Origin of the sequence: Anaerocolumna jejuensis DSM 15929 (genome assembly GCF_900142215.1) — a bacterium.
GTDB lineage: Bacteria > Bacillota > Clostridia > Lachnospirales > Lachnospiraceae > Anaerocolumna > Anaerocolumna jejuensis.
In genome coordinates, this window is sequence record NZ_FRAC01000010.1 from 72,517 (window position 1) to 88,606 (window position 16,090).

14 protein-coding genes are annotated in these 16,090 nt (G+C 43.9%); 10 read left to right on the plus strand and 4 right to left on the minus strand.

Annotation, left to right across the window (positions count from 1 at the left end; genetic code table 11):
* Positions 1 to 378 precede the first annotated feature (378 nt).
* From BUB77_RS09995 to BUB77_RS10015, 5 genes are all read left to right on the plus strand, one after another.
* Positions 379 to 2,223, plus strand: a complete 1,845-nt coding sequence (locus tag BUB77_RS09995; RefSeq protein ID WP_073275393.1) for a sensor histidine kinase — start codon at positions 379 to 381, stop codon at positions 2,221 to 2,223.
* Between the two features lie 120 nt (positions 2,224 to 2,343).
* Positions 2,344 to 3,651: an ABC transporter substrate-binding protein gene (locus BUB77_RS10000; RefSeq protein WP_073275395.1), complete on the plus strand. Its 1,308-nt coding sequence runs from the start codon at positions 2,344 to 2,346 to the stop codon at positions 3,649 to 3,651.
* A 155-nt stretch (positions 3,652 to 3,806) separates the two neighbouring features.
* Positions 3,807 to 4,688, plus strand: coding sequence for a carbohydrate ABC transporter permease (locus BUB77_RS10005; RefSeq protein ID WP_073275397.1), 882 nt, complete (start codon positions 3,807 to 3,809; stop codon positions 4,686 to 4,688).
* A gap of 12 nt (positions 4,689 to 4,700) precedes the next feature.
* Entirely contained in the window at positions 4,701 to 5,555 is an 855-nt protein-coding gene (locus tag BUB77_RS10010) for a carbohydrate ABC transporter permease (RefSeq protein ID WP_084124082.1), read from the plus strand.
* Positions 5,556 to 5,592: 37 nt separating this feature from the next.
* On the plus strand, positions 5,593 to 6,417 hold the full coding sequence (locus BUB77_RS10015; protein WP_073275399.1) for a response regulator transcription factor: 825 nt from the start codon (positions 5,593 to 5,595) through the stop codon (positions 6,415 to 6,417).
* A gap of 94 nt (positions 6,418 to 6,511) precedes the next feature.
* On the opposite strand, the gene BUB77_RS29865 is transcribed toward BUB77_RS10015, so the two are convergent.
* The gene (locus BUB77_RS29865) at positions 6,512 to 7,024 is read right to left on the minus strand and encodes a hypothetical protein (RefSeq protein WP_170866627.1); all 513 of its coding nucleotides are present in this window, start codon (positions 7,022 to 7,024) and stop codon (positions 6,512 to 6,514) included.
* Positions 7,025 to 7,050: 26 nt separating this feature from the next.
* Positions 7,051 to 7,371: a hypothetical protein gene (locus tag BUB77_RS10025; protein WP_073275403.1), complete on the minus strand. Its 321-nt coding sequence runs from the start codon at positions 7,369 to 7,371 to the stop codon at positions 7,051 to 7,053.
* A 215-nt stretch (positions 7,372 to 7,586) separates the two neighbouring features.
* On the opposite strand from BUB77_RS10025, the gene trxA reads away from it, so the two are divergent.
* From trxA to BUB77_RS10040, 3 genes are all read left to right on the plus strand, one after another.
* The gene (gene trxA, locus BUB77_RS10030) at positions 7,587 to 7,901 is read left to right on the plus strand and encodes a thioredoxin (protein ID WP_073275405.1); all 315 of its coding nucleotides are present in this window, start codon (positions 7,587 to 7,589) and stop codon (positions 7,899 to 7,901) included.
* A 191-nt stretch (positions 7,902 to 8,092) separates the two neighbouring features.
* Positions 8,093 to 8,587 carry a cytochrome b5 domain-containing protein gene (locus tag BUB77_RS10035; protein WP_242962448.1) on the plus strand — a complete coding sequence of 165 codons (495 nt, stop codon included), beginning with the start codon at positions 8,093 to 8,095 and terminating at the stop codon, positions 8,585 to 8,587.
* An 89-nt stretch (positions 8,588 to 8,676) separates the two neighbouring features.
* Positions 8,677 to 10,377: a S8 family peptidase gene (locus BUB77_RS10040; protein ID WP_073275782.1), complete on the plus strand. Its 1,701-nt coding sequence runs from the start codon at positions 8,677 to 8,679 to the stop codon at positions 10,375 to 10,377.
* A 67-nt stretch (positions 10,378 to 10,444) separates the two neighbouring features.
* On the opposite strand, the gene BUB77_RS10045 is transcribed toward BUB77_RS10040, so the two are convergent.
* Positions 10,445 to 10,813, minus strand: a complete 369-nt coding sequence (locus BUB77_RS10045; RefSeq protein WP_073275407.1) for a VOC family protein — start codon at positions 10,811 to 10,813, stop codon at positions 10,445 to 10,447.
* A gap of 283 nt (positions 10,814 to 11,096) precedes the next feature.
* On the opposite strand from BUB77_RS10045, the gene BUB77_RS10050 reads away from it, so the two are divergent.
* The gene (locus BUB77_RS10050) at positions 11,097 to 11,480 is read left to right on the plus strand and encodes a BlaI/MecI/CopY family transcriptional regulator (RefSeq protein ID WP_073275409.1); all 384 of its coding nucleotides are present in this window, start codon (positions 11,097 to 11,099) and stop codon (positions 11,478 to 11,480) included.
* On the plus strand, positions 11,477 to 13,273 hold the full coding sequence (locus BUB77_RS10055) for a BlaR1 family beta-lactam sensor/signal transducer (RefSeq protein WP_084124086.1): 1,797 nt from the start codon (positions 11,477 to 11,479) through the stop codon (positions 13,271 to 13,273). The genes BUB77_RS10050 and BUB77_RS10055 overlap by 4 nt, the downstream gene beginning before the upstream one ends.
* A 3-nt stretch (positions 13,274 to 13,276) precedes the next feature.
* Here the strand turns inward: BUB77_RS10055 and BUB77_RS10060 are convergent, their stop codons facing one another.
* The gene (locus BUB77_RS10060) at positions 13,277 to 16,087 is read right to left on the minus strand and encodes a penicillin-binding transpeptidase domain-containing protein (protein WP_073275411.1); all 2,811 of its coding nucleotides are present in this window, start codon (positions 16,085 to 16,087) and stop codon (positions 13,277 to 13,279) included.
* Positions 16,088 to 16,090 lie beyond the last annotated feature (3 nt).

The window sequence follows — 16,090 nt, forward strand, 5'->3', positions numbered from 1 at the left end:
CATTATTATGGCAATAAAAAAAGACCCAATTATTCCTAATCAGGTCTTGCCTGCCTTGCCAGTCACAATCCATCTTCAACATTTATTATTCAGCTGCGAAGCAAAATAAAAAGACCCAACCAGTAAGATATACAAATACTAAGCCGGTCTTGCCTGCGTTAACAGTAACAATCCTTCCTATTAACTTTGTAAATATTCTACCTTATATATGCGGAAAAGTCAACGTTTTATTTGATTAATGGCACGGTAAACCCAGGGAAGCAAATTATGATACCAGAGGATTAAGGGACTGGTTTGGAGTTTGAAATCTTTCATTGCACCCTAAATTTCACTATGCTAAAATGGGAGGGAAGAGACACATTCAGGAGGATATAAGCCATGCTATTGCCAATAAAAAAAGGTCAACCCATTTCATTGAAAAAAGCGCTTCTTGTAGTGACAGTCATATGCTGGACCGTTCCGATTATTGTCTTTATGATCTTTTTGTTCTCCTATTACAGAAATAATGTCATACAGAAAACAGAAGCCCTGATGGAGGAAAGCCTGAAGAATTATACATCCTTTCACAGCCAGAAGTTAAATGAAGCAATCGAAAGCTCAAAGAAGATATCCTATGACCTGGTTTTGGAAAAGGCATGGCGGAGATATAAAAATGGAGAAATTTCAGATGCAGGCTTTTACAAAGAGGTAATCGGAAATTTAAAGAGTAAATATATTAATGACAACCGCTTTTTAATGACCACCTTTTATTTAAGTGAAAATACGGATAAGCTCTATTATGCCACAAGAGAGCAGGCAAGCTACATACAGATCTATACAAGGGATGTAAAGCGTTATGCGGAGGCCATAACCAATGAGAACAGCTCCGATGCCAATGTAAAGATCATAAACGGCAGGATTTATATTATCAGAAATCTTTATACGACCAGGAACTATACCAAATTCGGAACCCTGGTCCTGGAGCTTAACAAGGAGAAGCTGTTTGATGGCATCAATATCATGAAAGAGTACGATTTGGGTTTCTTTGTGGATGATCCCGGTGAAATGGTCCTATACAACGATGAGTTAAAGGAGAAGGATGAAAAGACAGTTCTGAAAGAGCTGAAGAGTAAATTCAACTGGAAAAACAACCGGAAAATGGTAAAGACAGAGGATAAAATATATCAGGGCATCCTTTATCAGCAGAAATTTGATGACTATTATTACGGGGCGGTCTTAATAGCCAACAAGGATGTAATCTTTAGCGAGATACGTGTGATGAACAGCCTGATTCTTTTTAATATCCTTATTATTGTACCGGTTTTTATCTACATGCTCTATTTCATATCCCATAATATTACAAAGCCCATGGAACGCATGGTAAAGGCGGCAAAGAACATTGAGGGAGGCAGGTTCGGATGGCAGATAAAGGGCAATGCAATGCCGAACCAGGAATTTACCTATCTCTCGGATGCTTTTAACCGGATGTCCTCGGAGGTTAAGTATCTCTTTGACTATGCCTACAAGGAACAGCTGGCGAGAAAGGAAGCCAAGATTCTTGCCCTTCAGTCCCAGATTAATCCTCATTTTCTCAATAACACCCTGGAAATGATGAACTGGCAGGCCAGAATGGCAGGGGATGATGCCGTATCCAAAATGATTGAAGCCCTGGCTGTCCTTCTGAATCAAAGTATGGGAAGGGAAAACCGGAAATTAATTTCCCTGGCGGAGGAATTAAAAGGAGCGGACGCCTATATTTACATCACCTCCATGAGGTTTGGCGACCGTATCCATTTTGATAAGGATATCGACGAGAGTCTGATGCAGATACAGCTCCCACAGCTGATATTGCAGCCTCTCCTTGAAAATGCCGTAGTGCATGGTGCTTATACCGTAAAGGGAGGAGCAATCAACCTGTCTGTGTATCAGGAGGAAGAAAAGGTCATATTAAAGATAACAAATACAGGTAATTTGTCCGATGAAGAAGAAAGAAAGATTAAAGCGTTACTGGAAAATAATAATACAAAGCTTCCGGAGACCAAAGAAAGGCATAATTCTCTGGGAATACGGAATGTGAATGAACGTATCAAGCTGATTTTCGGAGATAATTATGGACTGAGTATTCACACGGAAAAGGGAGTGGTCATTTCGGCTATCACAATGCCCTGCAACTGGGAGGAGGATGATAACGGAAAAACGGCTCAAATAAGTGAAAAGCCGGAGGGATGGAATCAGGCAAGATAGAACAAATAATGTCAAGATGGTAGAAGGAAATACGATACTGGAAAGGGTATAATTACATTTTGTAAAGAAAGTTTTATATATTTGTAAATTGTAAGGCTTGCTTTATCAGGGAGGGAAATTATGAATAAAAAGGCTAAGTGGCTATTGTTATTTTTAACTATAGTTTTAGCTCTTTCGTTTACAGCTTGTGATAGCAGAAGCGGCAGTACGTCTGGTAGTAATGGGGAGGGGAAGGATACACCTGCTGACGGGAAAAATCCAGTAACACTTACTACCGTATCCATGTATGGGGGAACGGATCCTAACGCTCCGAATTACCAGGCAATTATCAGCCAATTTATGAAAGATTATTCTTACATAACAATAGAGGACGATTCCCAGGTATCCGATCAGGACTGGAAGACCAGGATCGCAGCCGACTTTGCGGTGGGCAATGAACCGGATGTTATTCAATATTTTACGGATGCCAATGCAAGCGATGTATTGGCAGCGGATAAATTTGTGACAATAGAGGAAATTAAAGCAGAATATCCTGATTATGCCAGGGATACCCTGGCAAGTGCCTTAAAGGCGGCAGCCAATCCGGATGGCGTGGAAAGAGCAGTTCCTACAAATGGGTACTGGGAAGGCTTATACTGCAACAAAGATTTATTTAAAAAATACGGACTTACAATACCATCCACCTGGTACCAGCTGATTCAGGCTATTGAAACCTTTAAGAAGAACAATATTGTACCGATAGCAGTTTCCCTGAATAATGTTCCCCACTATTGGGTGGAGTACTTATTGCTGTCTGCAGCGGGTACAAAAGGCTATAAACAGATTCCAAAGACAGTTCCGGCGGAGTGGTGCGAAGGACTTGCCATGTTTAAGACTCTAAGGGATATGGGTGCCTTTCCAAAGGATACGGATACCATTGACAATGAACTTGCAAGTGAGCTCTTTAAAACAAAGCGGGCAGCCATGAAGCTTGACGGCTCCTGGTATCTGAGCGGTATCCCGGACCAGCAGAATACGGTGGTGGTAGCTTTTCCAGTAATACCCGGTGGTAAGGCACCGGAAGGAGCTATGGTCGGAGGTATTTCTTCCGGCTTTTATATAACCAAAAAAGCCTGGAAGGATCCGGATAAGAGAGAGGCAGCCGTAAAATTTGTTATGGCAAACACCAATAAAGAAGCGGTAGCAAAGTATTGGGGCGGCAATGGCCGAGCAGTAGCGGTGGCTGACCCGGTTAAGAACATGACACCCCTGGCACGTTCGGGATTTGACTACAGCAGCAAGGCAGCCAGCGTTTCAACACCTACCGATGCCAGAATATCTCAGGAAGCATACAACACACTGATCGCAGGCATTGTGGATGTCTCAACCGGAGCAAAGACACCGGAAGAACTGTTAAAAGAAGTATTAGCTATCAATGCAAAACAATAAAACAGCATGTACGGAAGGGGAGTGTTGCAGGCAGCCTGATTTATCATTTCAGGCTGGTGCAGCGTTCCCCTTTTTCAATAAAATCCGGAGCAAGGGAGCAAAGGATGCCGGTAAGCCTCCCGCCAAATGGATTCGCAGCTTTCATAGGAGGCAAGATGCTTTACAAAAAGAAATTCCCCCTGGTCGTCTTTCTGGTACCGGGACTTATCCTGATGCTTGTATTTTTATATGAGCCCTTTATCGAAAATATTATAAACAGCTTTTATGATATGACATCCTTTGTGGAAATTCCGGGCAGGAAATGGAGATTTATCGGCACGGAGAATTACAGGAAGCTGCTTCGGGACGAGAATGTAAGAACGGCTCTGATAAATTCCATAAAGATGATGGGACTTACTATTATATTTCAGGTGGGAACCGCTCTTGTTTTTGCCATACTGGTAAGCTGGTTAAAAAAAGGGCAGAGCTTCTTCCGGACGGTATATTTTTTTCCCATTGTGATTTCAGCTACCGCCATTGGCTTACTATTTAAGCTTTTTTATAATTATAACGGCGGAATGCTGAACCAGATACTGGCTGCCTTTGGGAGGGCACCGGTAAACTGGCTGGCTCCGGGGAGGGCATTTATCATGATAGCAATTCCTACCCTCTGGAGCTATGTGGGCTTCTATTTCGTAATTATGTTAACGGGATTAAATGACATTCCGGAGGATTTATATGAGGCAGCAAAAGTGGATGGCTTTTCTAAATTGGAACGAGTCTTCCATATTACCCTTCCCCTGCTGAGAGGAGTGCTATGTACCTGCACTATACTGGCTGTAACCGGGGCATTAAAGGTATTTGACCTGCCCTGGGTCATTGCGCCCAAGGGAGCACCCCAGGGAAAAACCTATATTCTTGGAACCTTAATGTATGAACAGACCTTTTCAATCGGAAATATTGATTACGGGTCTGCCATTGCTTTTGTTATTGTAATCTTCGGATTTCTGATGTCACAGCTGGTACATAAATTTCTAAATCCCGATGTAAATTCATAAGGAGGATTCAACTTGATAAGCAGCACTGGAATAAAGCGGCATAAGGAATATCACCCGGGGAAGGCTGCGGTTTATTTTATACTGGTTCTATGGACAGTTACAACAGTCTTTCCCTTTGTCTGGGTCATCGGTAATTCCTTCAAGCCTTCCTCGGAAGTAGTAAATACCTCCTTTTCCCTGCCCAGGGAATTTACTCTTAAAAACTATACCAATGCCTTTGGCAAACAAAATATTTTAGAGTCCTATAAAAACAGCCTGCTGATTTCAGGAACAGTAATGATAGTTACAATGTTTCTGGCCTCTATGATGGCATTTGCCATGACCCGGTATCAGTTTAAGGGGAAGGCAGCTGTAAATGCCGTCATCCTGTCAAGCCTTATGATTCCGGCATTTTCTACCGTCATCCCTGTTTTTAAAAGAATGGGTGAGTTTGGGCTTTTAAACCTCCCCATCAGTGTGATTCTCCCCCAGGTGGCAGGAAACCTAAGCTTTGCAACGGTAGTAATGATGGGCTTTATGAGGGGGATTCCTTCCGCACTGGAAGAGGCGGCTTATATGGAGGGAGCAGGTGTGGGGAGGGTGTTTGCACATATTATTATCCCTCTTTCCAGACCTTCCATAGCAACTGCCTCCATCTTTTGCTTCCTATGGTCATACAATGACTTGCTTACCCAGCTTATTATGATAAGGAAACGCAGCAGATATCCCATTGGTGTCCTGTTAAATGAAATCAGCTCAAAATACGGAACGGATTACGGCCTTATGGCAGCAAGTGTCACACTGATAATAGTCCCTGTTCTCATAGTATATGTATTCTTGCAGAAATACATTATGAAAGGATTGACAGCAGGAGCTCTTAAGGGATAAAATAATAATTAACAAATGCCTGAAATGGAGATATACTATGTTTAAGGTCATGATTATAGATGATGAACCCATTATCGTGGAAGGGATCAAACGAATTGTACCCTGGGAAAAATATGGGTGTTGTATCATAGAAACTGCCAATGACGGTATTGAAGGAAGCAGGTTGATCAGAGAGCTTAAACCGGATATCTTGTTTTCCGATATTTCAATGCCCGGAATAGACGGACTTACTATGGTGGCAGGGCTGCGCTCGGAATTCCCCCGTATAAAAATCTGTATATTGACCGGATACAGGGATTTTGATTATGCCCAGAAGGCAATCAGTCTTGGGGTCAGCAGATATCTGTTAAAGCCCTCCAACCTTTCGGAAATTGAAGAAGCCATTGCGGTTATGACAGCAGGGCTGACAAGCACGGAGGAAGAGGAAGCCGGGGGCAGGGAAGAGAAGGAAGATAGCCGGGATGAGAAAGAGGAAAGACAGGAAGATCCCGAGAGCAAGGCAGCAGGAAGCTTTATCGTATATAATGCCGTTCAGTATATGGAAGAGAATTATAACAGGAAGATTACACTGTCTGAAGTGGCAGAAAAGACCTATATCAGCCAGTGGCATCTGAGTAAGCTTCTTAACAGGCACATGGGCCTTAATTTTTCGGAAATATTAAATAATATCCGGGTAAAGGAAGCCAAGAAACTGCTTATGAATTCCGCTATGCGTATCGGGGATATTGCCTGGGAAGTAGGATTTACGGATATTGCACATTTTTCCAAGGTATTTAAAAAGCTGACCGGCTTATCCGCCAATGAATACCGTAACAGCGTCCTGGTAAAGGAATTAATGGATGCCGATAAAAACAGAGAATAAAAAAGACTGCTTTAAGCACCCGGACTGATCAGAAGCCCTTTTTAAGTGTTAAAGCAGTCTTTTTTCTATCTTACGTATATTATTATTCATTCATTTAAATAGCATTATGGCAAAAAGCTACAATACTGCAAAGGGGAATGTCACAAACTGAACCTACAGAACGCCTTCTGTTACGATCTCTGTCGCGATCTCTATCACGATCTCTATCACGATCTCTATCACAATCTCTGTCGCGATCTCTATCACGATCTCTGTCGCAATCGCAATCTCTGTCGCGATCTCTGTCACGATCTCTGTCACGATCTCTGTCGCGATCTCTGCAGAAATCTCTGTCAAAATCGCAATCTCTGTCGCGGTCTCTGTCATTTTCATTAAATTCGGCGCTGCAAGAAGGATCTAGAGGACAGGCGGGAGCAAAGCCCTGTCTGGAATCAATACGGACGGTATCACAGCCTACGGAAAGAAGCACACCTGTAAAGCCGCATCCGGAAACACCACCACTGGTCGTAAAAATAATAACCGTCTGTCCAACGAATCTGCAAAGATGTCTGGCAAAACTCTGTTCATTGTTAAAACCATCAAAATCATTAAAATTATTAAATGACATAAAAAGCCTCCTTATATTCTATAAGATTATACGGCATTATGACAGAAAGCTGCAATCTTATCGATTGGGATATCACATACGGAACCTAAGCTGAAGGGTTCGCGACGGCGATTATCAAAATCGATATCCCTGCAACAGGAACTGTTAGGACCGCCGATTGGATGAGCCGGTGAACTGCCGAAATCTGTTACCAATTGTATAAAGTCATTGTTGATTCCGAAAAGAACACCTGTAAAGCCACATCCGGAAACACCGCCGCTTTTCGTAAATACTGTAACTGTTTCGCCGACAAACCTGCAAAGACTGTGAACTAAGGATTGGTTTGAGTTAAAACCTCCACATGCCATATGATTTCCTCCTTTAAATATATTAGGTCATCCGATTGTAAATCGATCGTTTATAACCATACTTTATAATATGGCCTCGAACAGATAATGTGACCTTTTTAGCGATAAAATTACAAATTATTTTATATTATTTTTTCCATAATATGTAACTTCATCACAGACTTAAAAAATAAATTGATTATAATAAGGGTATAAACAAAAAAGGAGTGTATAGTATGAGCGTATTAAAGATAACAAGAGAAAATTTTAAGAGAGAGGTTTTAGAATCGGAAAAACCGGTATTATTGGATTTCTGGGCATCCTGGTGCGGCCCCTGTAAGATGGTATCACCCATTATTGACCAGGTAGCAGAAGAGAAGAAAGGCATGATAAAGGTCGGAAAGATCAATATAGATGAAGAGGCAGAATTAGCAGCACAATTCCGTATCATGAGCATACCTACACTGGTTGTAATAAAGGATGGAAAGATAGTAGAGAGTACAGCAGGAGTGAAACCCAAAAATGCAATTCTTTCCCTGTTGTCGGAATAAAATCCCCAAAATGAAACACTGCGGCATATGAGGAAGCTCATGGAAACCGCAGTGTTTATTTAAATATATAACCTTGTGTGCATACCCGCAGCAGGTTTGAGAGTTTAACCGCCGACTTCTTAGAATATTCTATATCTGCGCCTAATATAATGAATCAAGCTAAAAAGCATATCAGAAAGGTTGCATATCATTTGGAAACCCATGAAATAAAGAATAAGCTAAACGAATATCAGAGAGAAATCGTTCAATACAGCCAGATGCAGACCTTCAGCAGAAATCTCTATGAAAAGAACTATTACCAAAGCCTTATACAGAACAGTACGGATAATCTGGCGGCGGAGCTGGAAGAAATATTTGTTACTGCAGCCTATGTACAGGAGAACAGGACCGAGAATATCCGGGAAGTACAAAGTGAAGAGACAGAAGAACCGGAAAATCAGCAAAGGGTATTCACCTTAAGTGAGCTTGCTGCTTTTGACGGCAGCCAGGGAAAGCCTGCTTATGTGGCAGTTAACGGAAGGGTATATGATGTCAGCGGTAAGGCAGCCTGGGCAGGCGGGACACATTTTGCAGGGCTGCGGGCAGGAAATGATTTATCCGGTCAATTTGCAAGCTGTCACAGGGGGATGGAAGGGATACTTGAACAGCTTCCGGTTGTAGGGGTTATGGCAGCACCGGAAGAATAAGTGTTAATAGATTACGCATGGTCTACATATAAATTAATAACAATAGTAGCAGTATCACAGGCAGGCTTGTGATGCCCATAGGGGATTGTATGACGGAGGCGGAAAGGTATAAAATCACCAGTAATGATTATACGGATATTCTGGCAGAAGGCTTTGAAAGAATCAATGGCATGTTTAATTCGAAAGACTATACTGTAAACAGGATAAATAATGACTATGCAGTATATCATCCGCCGGCATCGGAGTTAACGATAGACAGCACACAGAAATTCGGCTATCAGTATATCCCGAAATGCTATGGACTTATGAATTTATCCAGTAATGAAGTGTCAGGAATAACGAGAGTCCGTATGGATCCGTCTCTGGAATTAAGAGGACAGGGGGTACTGCTTGGATTTATTGACACGGGGATAGATTATACGAATCCAATATTCCGGTATGCAGATAATACCTCCAGAATAGCGTATATCTGGGACCAGAGTATAGAAAGTGGTAAATATCAGGAGGATTTTTATTTTGGGACAGAATACAGCCAGTGGGATATCAATACCGCACTGATAGCGGAGGACCCCTATAGGGTAGTGCCCAGCAGGGATGAGAATGGACATGGTACGGCATTGGCAGGAATAGCTGCCGGCGGGGAGGACTTATCCGCCTTTTTTTCAGGTGTCGCGCCGGATGCGGAAATTGTAGTAGTAAAGCTAAAAGAGGCCAAGCAGAATATCAAGGATTTTTTCTGCATTCCTCCCAATGTGCCATGCTATCAGGAAAATGATATTATGTTTGGCATCCAGTATCTGATCAATGTTGCTGATAAATTAGAACGTCCCATTGCCATATGTATTGGAATCGGCTCCTCCCAGGGGGCCCATGAAGGGGAAGGGGTATTTTGCAATTTCTTAAATGATATAGGAAGGATTGCAGGGAAGTCCATAGTAGTAGCAGGAGGCAATGAAGGAAATACAAACCACCATTATTATGGGGAAATAAATCCAAGTGTGGGTTTTGATGTGGTGAGTCTGAATGTGGGGGAAAATGAATCGGGTTTTACCATGGAATTATGGGGCTTTGCACCAAACATAGTAGCGGTGGAGGTATACGCGCCGGACGGCGGTCTGGTAGCAAGGGTGTCAGGAATATTTCTGCAAAGAAGTACTCAGATAGTCAATCACAGAGGTACTGCCATATTTATAGATAATCAGTTTAGTGAAGAACGGACAGGGAATCAGCTGATAATGTTCCGGTTTAAAAAACCGTTTTCGGGTGTGTGGAGGTTTGTAGTATCTGGAAGCGGAGATTTACTGCTTCGGTATCATATATGGCTTCCTATCAGCAACTTTCTTACCGCAAATACCTATTTTATAAATGGAAACATGGATACTACACTGTCAATTCCGGCCAACGCCATCAATACCATAGCCATAGCCAACTATAATCACCAGAACCAAAGCCTTTATTATTACAGTGGAAGGGGATTTACAAAAAATGGCGGGTTGAAGCCGGATGTTGCAGCTCCGGGAGTAAACATAACGGCACCCTCTCTTAGCGGCGGATTTTACAGCTCTACGGGAAGCAGTGAATCGACGGCCCATGCAACAGGGGCAATTGCGCTGCTGTTGGAATGGGGAATAATCCGCGGCAATAGCACAAAGTTAAATAATATTCTGATAAGGCGTATCGTTATAAATGGAGCAAGGCGCTCTCCCACAGTATCATATCCGGACCAGGGCTGGGGGTTTGGCACCATTGACATATACAGGGCCATTCGAAGATACTATGAGGATGATTAAAGAATGGTAAGCATAAAAACAAAGAAGGGAAAAGGAAGAGCATCATTACTTCCTTTTCCCTTTCCTGCTATGGATTCAAATGCTCACTGAACTGTACGGTAAGCCCGTTAGGATCTTTTACAAAAAGAAAGCGTGTTGAAGGCTCAGGCGAAATCGGTCCTGCTGCAATGGGAATATTTTTTTCCTTCAGTTTCTTCATAAAGTCCTCCAGAGACTCTGTCATAAAGCCAATGGATATGTCTTTGCCGAATTCAACCGCCTTGGTGTCCTTGCGGCAGATTAATTCCAATTTCGTATCATCGGAACCTAAAAAAGCTATTTCCTGGCCAGGGCCTGCGAAAAAACGCCTTACCAAAGGAAGACCAGCGATATCCTGATAGAATTTCAAAGACTCCTCCAGGTTATTTACATTAACAGTACACCAGCTAAAATGCATATGCTACCTCTTTTCCTACAAAATTTTGCTTTCCTTCGCTTAAAACGATAGTTTGCCTGAAAGTTAGTAATATTATAAATCCAACTAAAAGTCTTTGCAAGAGAGTTGTAATTAAGAAAAAAGGTAGAGTGTACAATTTGGCAGCAAGTCAGAAAAGATGTCAGCGATTCCACAGAAAAATGGAAAAAAGGATTGCAGCGGCTGCTTTCGGAATCATTGACAAAAAAAGCAGGCGGCGCTATAATCAGTGTATTACAAATGTAAGATTTCGGGAGGCGCCAGAATGAAAAAATTACCCCAAATATCAGAAGCAGAATATGAAGTAATGAAGGTTATATGGGAAGCTGCTCCGGTGAGTACAAATGAAGTGACGGATAAATTGGTTCAGAGCACCGACTGGAGCCCCAAAACCATACAAACCCTGTTAAAGCGTCTGGTGCAAAAGGGGGCTGTCAGTTACCGGAAGGAGAGCAGAGTATTTGTATATACGCCGCTGGTGAAGCAAACGGAGTATCTGGAACATGAAAACAGTCATTTCTTACAGCGCTTTTATAACGGGAACTTTGCCTCCATGCTCACAAGCTACCTGGACAATGACAGCTTTACCGAAAAAGAACTGGACGAACTCCGTGAATTGCTGAAGCAAAGAGAGGGAGGAAGCAGATGATTTCTGACTTTACCATGGGCTTTCTGCTGGCGGATGCAGTAATTGCCGTGCTGATAGTTATAATTCTGTTCCTGAAAAAAGCCTTGAAGGCTCATATCTCCAAGAGAATCCAGTATAATATCTGGTTCCTTCTTTTGCTTGCACTGGCAGTTCCCTTTCTTCCGGTCAGGCAGGAGGGCTTTCTCCATGCCGTAAATCTGGCGGGGGTGTTAAAAGAAGCCCTGCCGGCGAAAGGAAATGCGGAGGTGGGAGCAGGGAAGGACATCTCCGGTGCAGCCGGGACAGGCTGGATGCAGGATTTCAGCGTTTCCGTAAAGGGAGAAAGGATTCCCTTTTTCAGTATGGTATTATTCGTTCTTTGGCTTGGCGGAATGGCCGTGACAGCAGGAGTCACCCTTTCCTCCGGCAGGAAGATGAGGCAGCTGGCCAGGTCAGCCCTGCCGGTACAGGACCAGGAGATAAATGCCCTGTTTGAGGAATGCAAGAAGGAGCTTGGTTTAGGCCGTAAGGTCAAAATCTACAGCAGTGCCTATGTCAGAAGCCCCGTTGCCTTTGGGCTTTTCCGGCCTTCCATCCTGCTGCCCATCCGGGTGATTAGAGAGTTTGAACGAAAAGATATACGCTATATTCTCCTTCATGAGCTGATGCATTACCGGTACTGGGACATCCCGGTAAACTACTGGGTATGCCTTACCAGAATACTTTACTGGTTCCATCCCTTTGTGTGGTATGCCTTAAAGGAAATGCGCACGGACAGGGAGATTGCCTGTGATGCAGCTGTTCTTGCCGTGCTTCGGCAGGAGGATTATACGGATTATGGGAATACCTTGATTCAATTTGCCGAGAAGCTGTCCGTCGCTTCCTTTTCCGCTGCCTCCGCTATGGGAGGGACGAAGAAACAATTAAAAAAGCGCATCATAAGCATTGCCGGTTTCCGCCCGGAAGGCGGCTGGCTGAAGCTTAAGAGCGGACTGGTGCTTTTGGCTGCCGTGTTGATCGTTCTTTTATTTCTGCCGGGACTGATGGCAAATGCAAAAGGCGGGGAAGCTCCGATTCCTGTTGCTTATGAGACAAGGGAAGACCTTGGCACTTATTTTGGGGATTATAAGGGAAGCTTTGTCCTGTATGACCGGAAGCGGCAGGCATATACCATATATAATGAAAAGGGCTCTGCAAAGCGGGTATCTCCGGATTCCACCTATAAAATCTACAGTGCCTTATTTGCCTTGGAAAACAAGGTAATAACACCGGATTCCTCCCATCTGGACTGGGATAAGACCCAATATTCCTTTGCTGCCTGGAACCGGGACCAGGATTTGGATTCTGCCATGGAAAACTCCGTTAACTGGTATTTTAAAACACTGGATGCCAAAAGCGGATTAGCTTCCCTGGAGAAGGATTTTCATAAAATCGGTTATGGAAATGAGGACTTGTCCGGTGGAATATCCAACTATTGGATGGAATCCTCCCTGAAAATATCCCCGCTGGAGCAGGTGCGGCTGCTAAACAGCTTCTGCCAAAATGATTTTCACTTTGATGAAAAGAATGTAGAAGCGGTAAAAAAATCCCTCTGGCTCTCCGGCAGCGGTACAAATGCCCTCTATGGCAAGACCGGAACCGGAGCCGTGGATGGGAAGAACGTTAACGGCTGGTTCATTGGCTTTATTGAAACCGGGGATAACACCTATACTTTTGCTTTGAATATAAACAAAGAGGATTCCTGCAAGGGCAGTACGGCAGCAAAGATTGCATTAACCATCTTAACGAGCATGGGTATTGATGTACCCCGGTAGGCTTTAATCCGTACGCTGGCTGGAGGCTTCGGAAGCCTTGCCGTTCAGAAGAGTCTTTTTATCCTCAAGTCCCAGATAGTAATTTAAAATATCCTTACCGGTACTGACTGCATTGCTGGAATAATAACCATTGGCAATGCGGACAGTTATGGAGTATTTTGGATTTTCACTTGGAGTATAGCCGATGAACAAAGCATGGTTGGGCCTGGTTTTAGCTTCCTGGGCAGTGCCGGTTTTTCCTGCGATACTGACTTTCATGTCCTTTAATATATTGTTATTTTGGGCAAATAAGAGCATTCCCTGATGAATGGTATCCCAGGCGGCATCGGAGAGGTTCACTTCCCCCTTCTTGGAGGAGGGCACTTTCTCCGCTGCTTTGGAGACAGGGTCCTGTATTTTATCCAGAAGGGACAGGGAGCAGCTGGTGCCGCTGTTGGCAATGATGTTTACATAGGCTTCCAGCTGAAGGGCCGTGTAATTATGTGTACCCTGGCCGATGGCGGAGGGGATGGCAAGGGTATCCGTTATATGGGGCTGGCTCTCGGTAATCTCAATCCCGGTTTTTTGGTCCAGATGAAACAGCTTTGCATACTTCTGCAGAAGGGTAAGAGCCTGGTTTTCAACATAATGGCTGTTCCCCTTGCTGCCCAGACGATAGGAGATATCGCATAAATAGTCGTTGCAGGAATTTTGGATGGCGGCTGCGGCATTGGGAATTTCACCGTGGCCGCTTCGCTTCCAGCACCTTAAAGGCGGGCTTAGCTTGTCAAAGACACCGTCACAGTAGATAGAGGTATTAGGGGAGATAACACTTTCCTCAATGCCTGCGGCAATGGTCACCGGTTTAAAAGTCGAGCCGGGAGCGGTCAGCTGCTGGGTTGCCCGGTTGTAAAGGGGCAGGGACAGGTCCGTTAACAGCTGGCTGTAATAGTTGCCGTCCGCCTGGTTGGCCAGCCGGTTATTGTCATAGCCGGGGTAGCTTACACAGGCCAATAGCTTGCCGGTGGATGCTTCGGCTAGAACAACAGAGCCGGAACAGGGCTCCAGGGCCAGCTGGGCCGGGGTTATTTCCAGATTCCTGATTTTCTTCCGGATAAATTCATAGGGAGATAATTGGCCGCCTTTTAGCAGCTGATAGTCGCTGTCTTTTTGGGAGAGAATTCCCTGGACATATAAAAGCTCGCAAATTTCTTTTCCGGATATCATGTCATTTTTAATCATGCTGGTAAAAATAAGCTTATCAAACTCTTTGTCTTCTTTCAGTCTTTTCAGAATTTCTTCCGCAACAAGGGTGCAGGCTTCCTGGATATCAACATATTTCCGGGAGGAGGAGATACTGCTCATGTCAATCCAGTTCTTTTCAAGGGCATACATCACATATTCCTTCAAGGATATTTTACCGGCGGTCCACTGGGCATATTCCGCATCCTCCTTATAAGGAGCGTCGGCAGAGAGAATACCCTTTCCGCTTTGGAGCAGTTCATTTACGATATAGCTCTCGTATTCCCGGGTTTCCTTTGGCAGGTCATTATAGCTGCGGGCATTTACTGTCAAATCCTCTTCCAGGGTATGAAGTACGGCTTTCTTTTCAGCCTGGAATCTTTGGGAAATACTCTTTTCCAGGTCTGAGCTTTTAGAGGAAGCTGCAGGGGAGATATTCAAAATGTTATTTTTAACCAGGGCACAGTATACGTCATAAACAGGAATCCGGATATCGGAGGAATCCTTCAGGGAAGATTTATTGAATTCCTTGGCGTTGATGATATTGGAAAGCAGAACTCCGGCTATATGCTGCTCCAGTATCTGATAGGCAGCAATCTGCAGATCTTTATCAATACTGAGATACAAATCTTTGCCTGGAACAGGGTCGGTGACGGAAAGGACATTTTTAATGCGGCCGGTCTGGTTTACTGCCACCTCCTTAAGGCCGTTGCTTCCCTGTAAGGCCTCGTCCATGTACTTCTCTATGCCGTCCTTTCCTACCACAGTATCAATGCTGTAGTTTTTGCCTGCCTTTTGTGCGGCTTCAAGCTCCTCCGTAGAGATTGCGCCGGTATATCCGAGTATATGGGAAAAGGCCTCCCCGCCCTCATAGACCCGGACACTGCCGGTTTCCACCTTGACTCCTTTTAAGATATCGGAATTCTCCAGGACCTCCGCTGCGGTCTGCTCCGTTACATCCGTCGCTACTGTTACGGGCAGGTATTTTTGGTAGCTGTTCAGCCACAGCATATATCGAATGGTCAGGGCCGCCAGCAGCGCTGCTTTCGTATATTCCTTTTCTGATTTGGAAACAGCAAATCTGTCGCATAAATAATTGATAATATCTTCTGCAGAGGAGGAGGCCTCTTCCTGGCTCATATCGGAAGCCCTTGCCCTGCCGAAGACATCTGACTTTAATCTGCTTAGTCTGGTGCCGCTGGCAGTAAAGGAGTAATTATTCCGGGAATCCAGGGTTATCATTAACGCATTGCGTATCGTTTCTCCGTTTTCATTTAATACCTTTGCTAATTTTTCTGAAATCTGGTTCAGGGAATTCTGATGCTCCTTATTGCTGTCATAATTCCCGCTGTCTTCTATGGTGATACGGTAAGAGGCCCGGTTGGTGGCAAGAATCTTACCGTTCCGGTCATAGATATTTCCCCTTGTACTTTCCAGCAGGATATCCTTTTTGGATTTTAAATCCGAATATCCTGCCGACTGTCCGCTGCCGGTAATTTGTATTTTATAAAGGTCTACCACAAGCCAGAGAATCAGCACCAGGAAGATGGCACCGATTACTACTAACCGTATACTGTCGGATTTTTGTTTCATTTA

What these genes read in the sequence shown, in the direction of transcription:
- trxA (WP_073275405.1), top strand. Translation starts at nt 7,587, where the DNA reads ATGAGCGTATTAAAGATAACAAGAGAAAATTTTAAGAGAGAGGTTTTA.
- BUB77_RS10005 (WP_073275397.1), top strand. Translation starts at nt 3,807, where the DNA reads ATGCTTTACAAAAAGAAATTCCCCCTGGTCGTCTTTCTGGTACCGGGA.
- BUB77_RS09995 (WP_073275393.1), top strand. Translation starts at nt 379, where the DNA reads ATGCTATTGCCAATAAAAAAAGGTCAACCCATTTCATTGAAAAAAGCG.
- BUB77_RS10015 (WP_073275399.1), top strand. Translation starts at nt 5,593, where the DNA reads ATGTTTAAGGTCATGATTATAGATGATGAACCCATTATCGTGGAAGGG.
- BUB77_RS10045 (WP_073275407.1), bottom strand. Translation starts at nt 10,813, where the DNA reads ATGCATTTTAGCTGGTGTACTGTTAATGTAAATAACCTGGAGGAGTCT.
- BUB77_RS10025 (WP_073275403.1), bottom strand. Translation starts at nt 7,371, where the DNA reads ATGGCATGTGGAGGTTTTAACTCAAACCAATCCTTAGTTCACAGTCTT.
- BUB77_RS10050 (WP_073275409.1), top strand. Translation starts at nt 11,097, where the DNA reads ATGAAAAAATTACCCCAAATATCAGAAGCAGAATATGAAGTAATGAAG.
- BUB77_RS10040 (WP_073275782.1), top strand. Translation starts at nt 8,677, where the DNA reads ATGACGGAGGCGGAAAGGTATAAAATCACCAGTAATGATTATACGGAT.
- BUB77_RS29865 (WP_170866627.1), bottom strand. Translation starts at nt 7,024, where the DNA reads ATGTCATTTAATAATTTTAATGATTTTGATGGTTTTAACAATGAACAG.
- BUB77_RS10000 (WP_073275395.1), top strand. Translation starts at nt 2,344, where the DNA reads ATGAATAAAAAGGCTAAGTGGCTATTGTTATTTTTAACTATAGTTTTA.
- BUB77_RS10055 (WP_084124086.1), top strand. Translation starts at nt 11,477, where the DNA reads ATGATTTCTGACTTTACCATGGGCTTTCTGCTGGCGGATGCAGTAATT.
- BUB77_RS10060 (WP_073275411.1), bottom strand. Translation starts at nt 16,087, where the DNA reads ATGAAACAAAAATCCGACAGTATACGGTTAGTAGTAATCGGTGCCATC.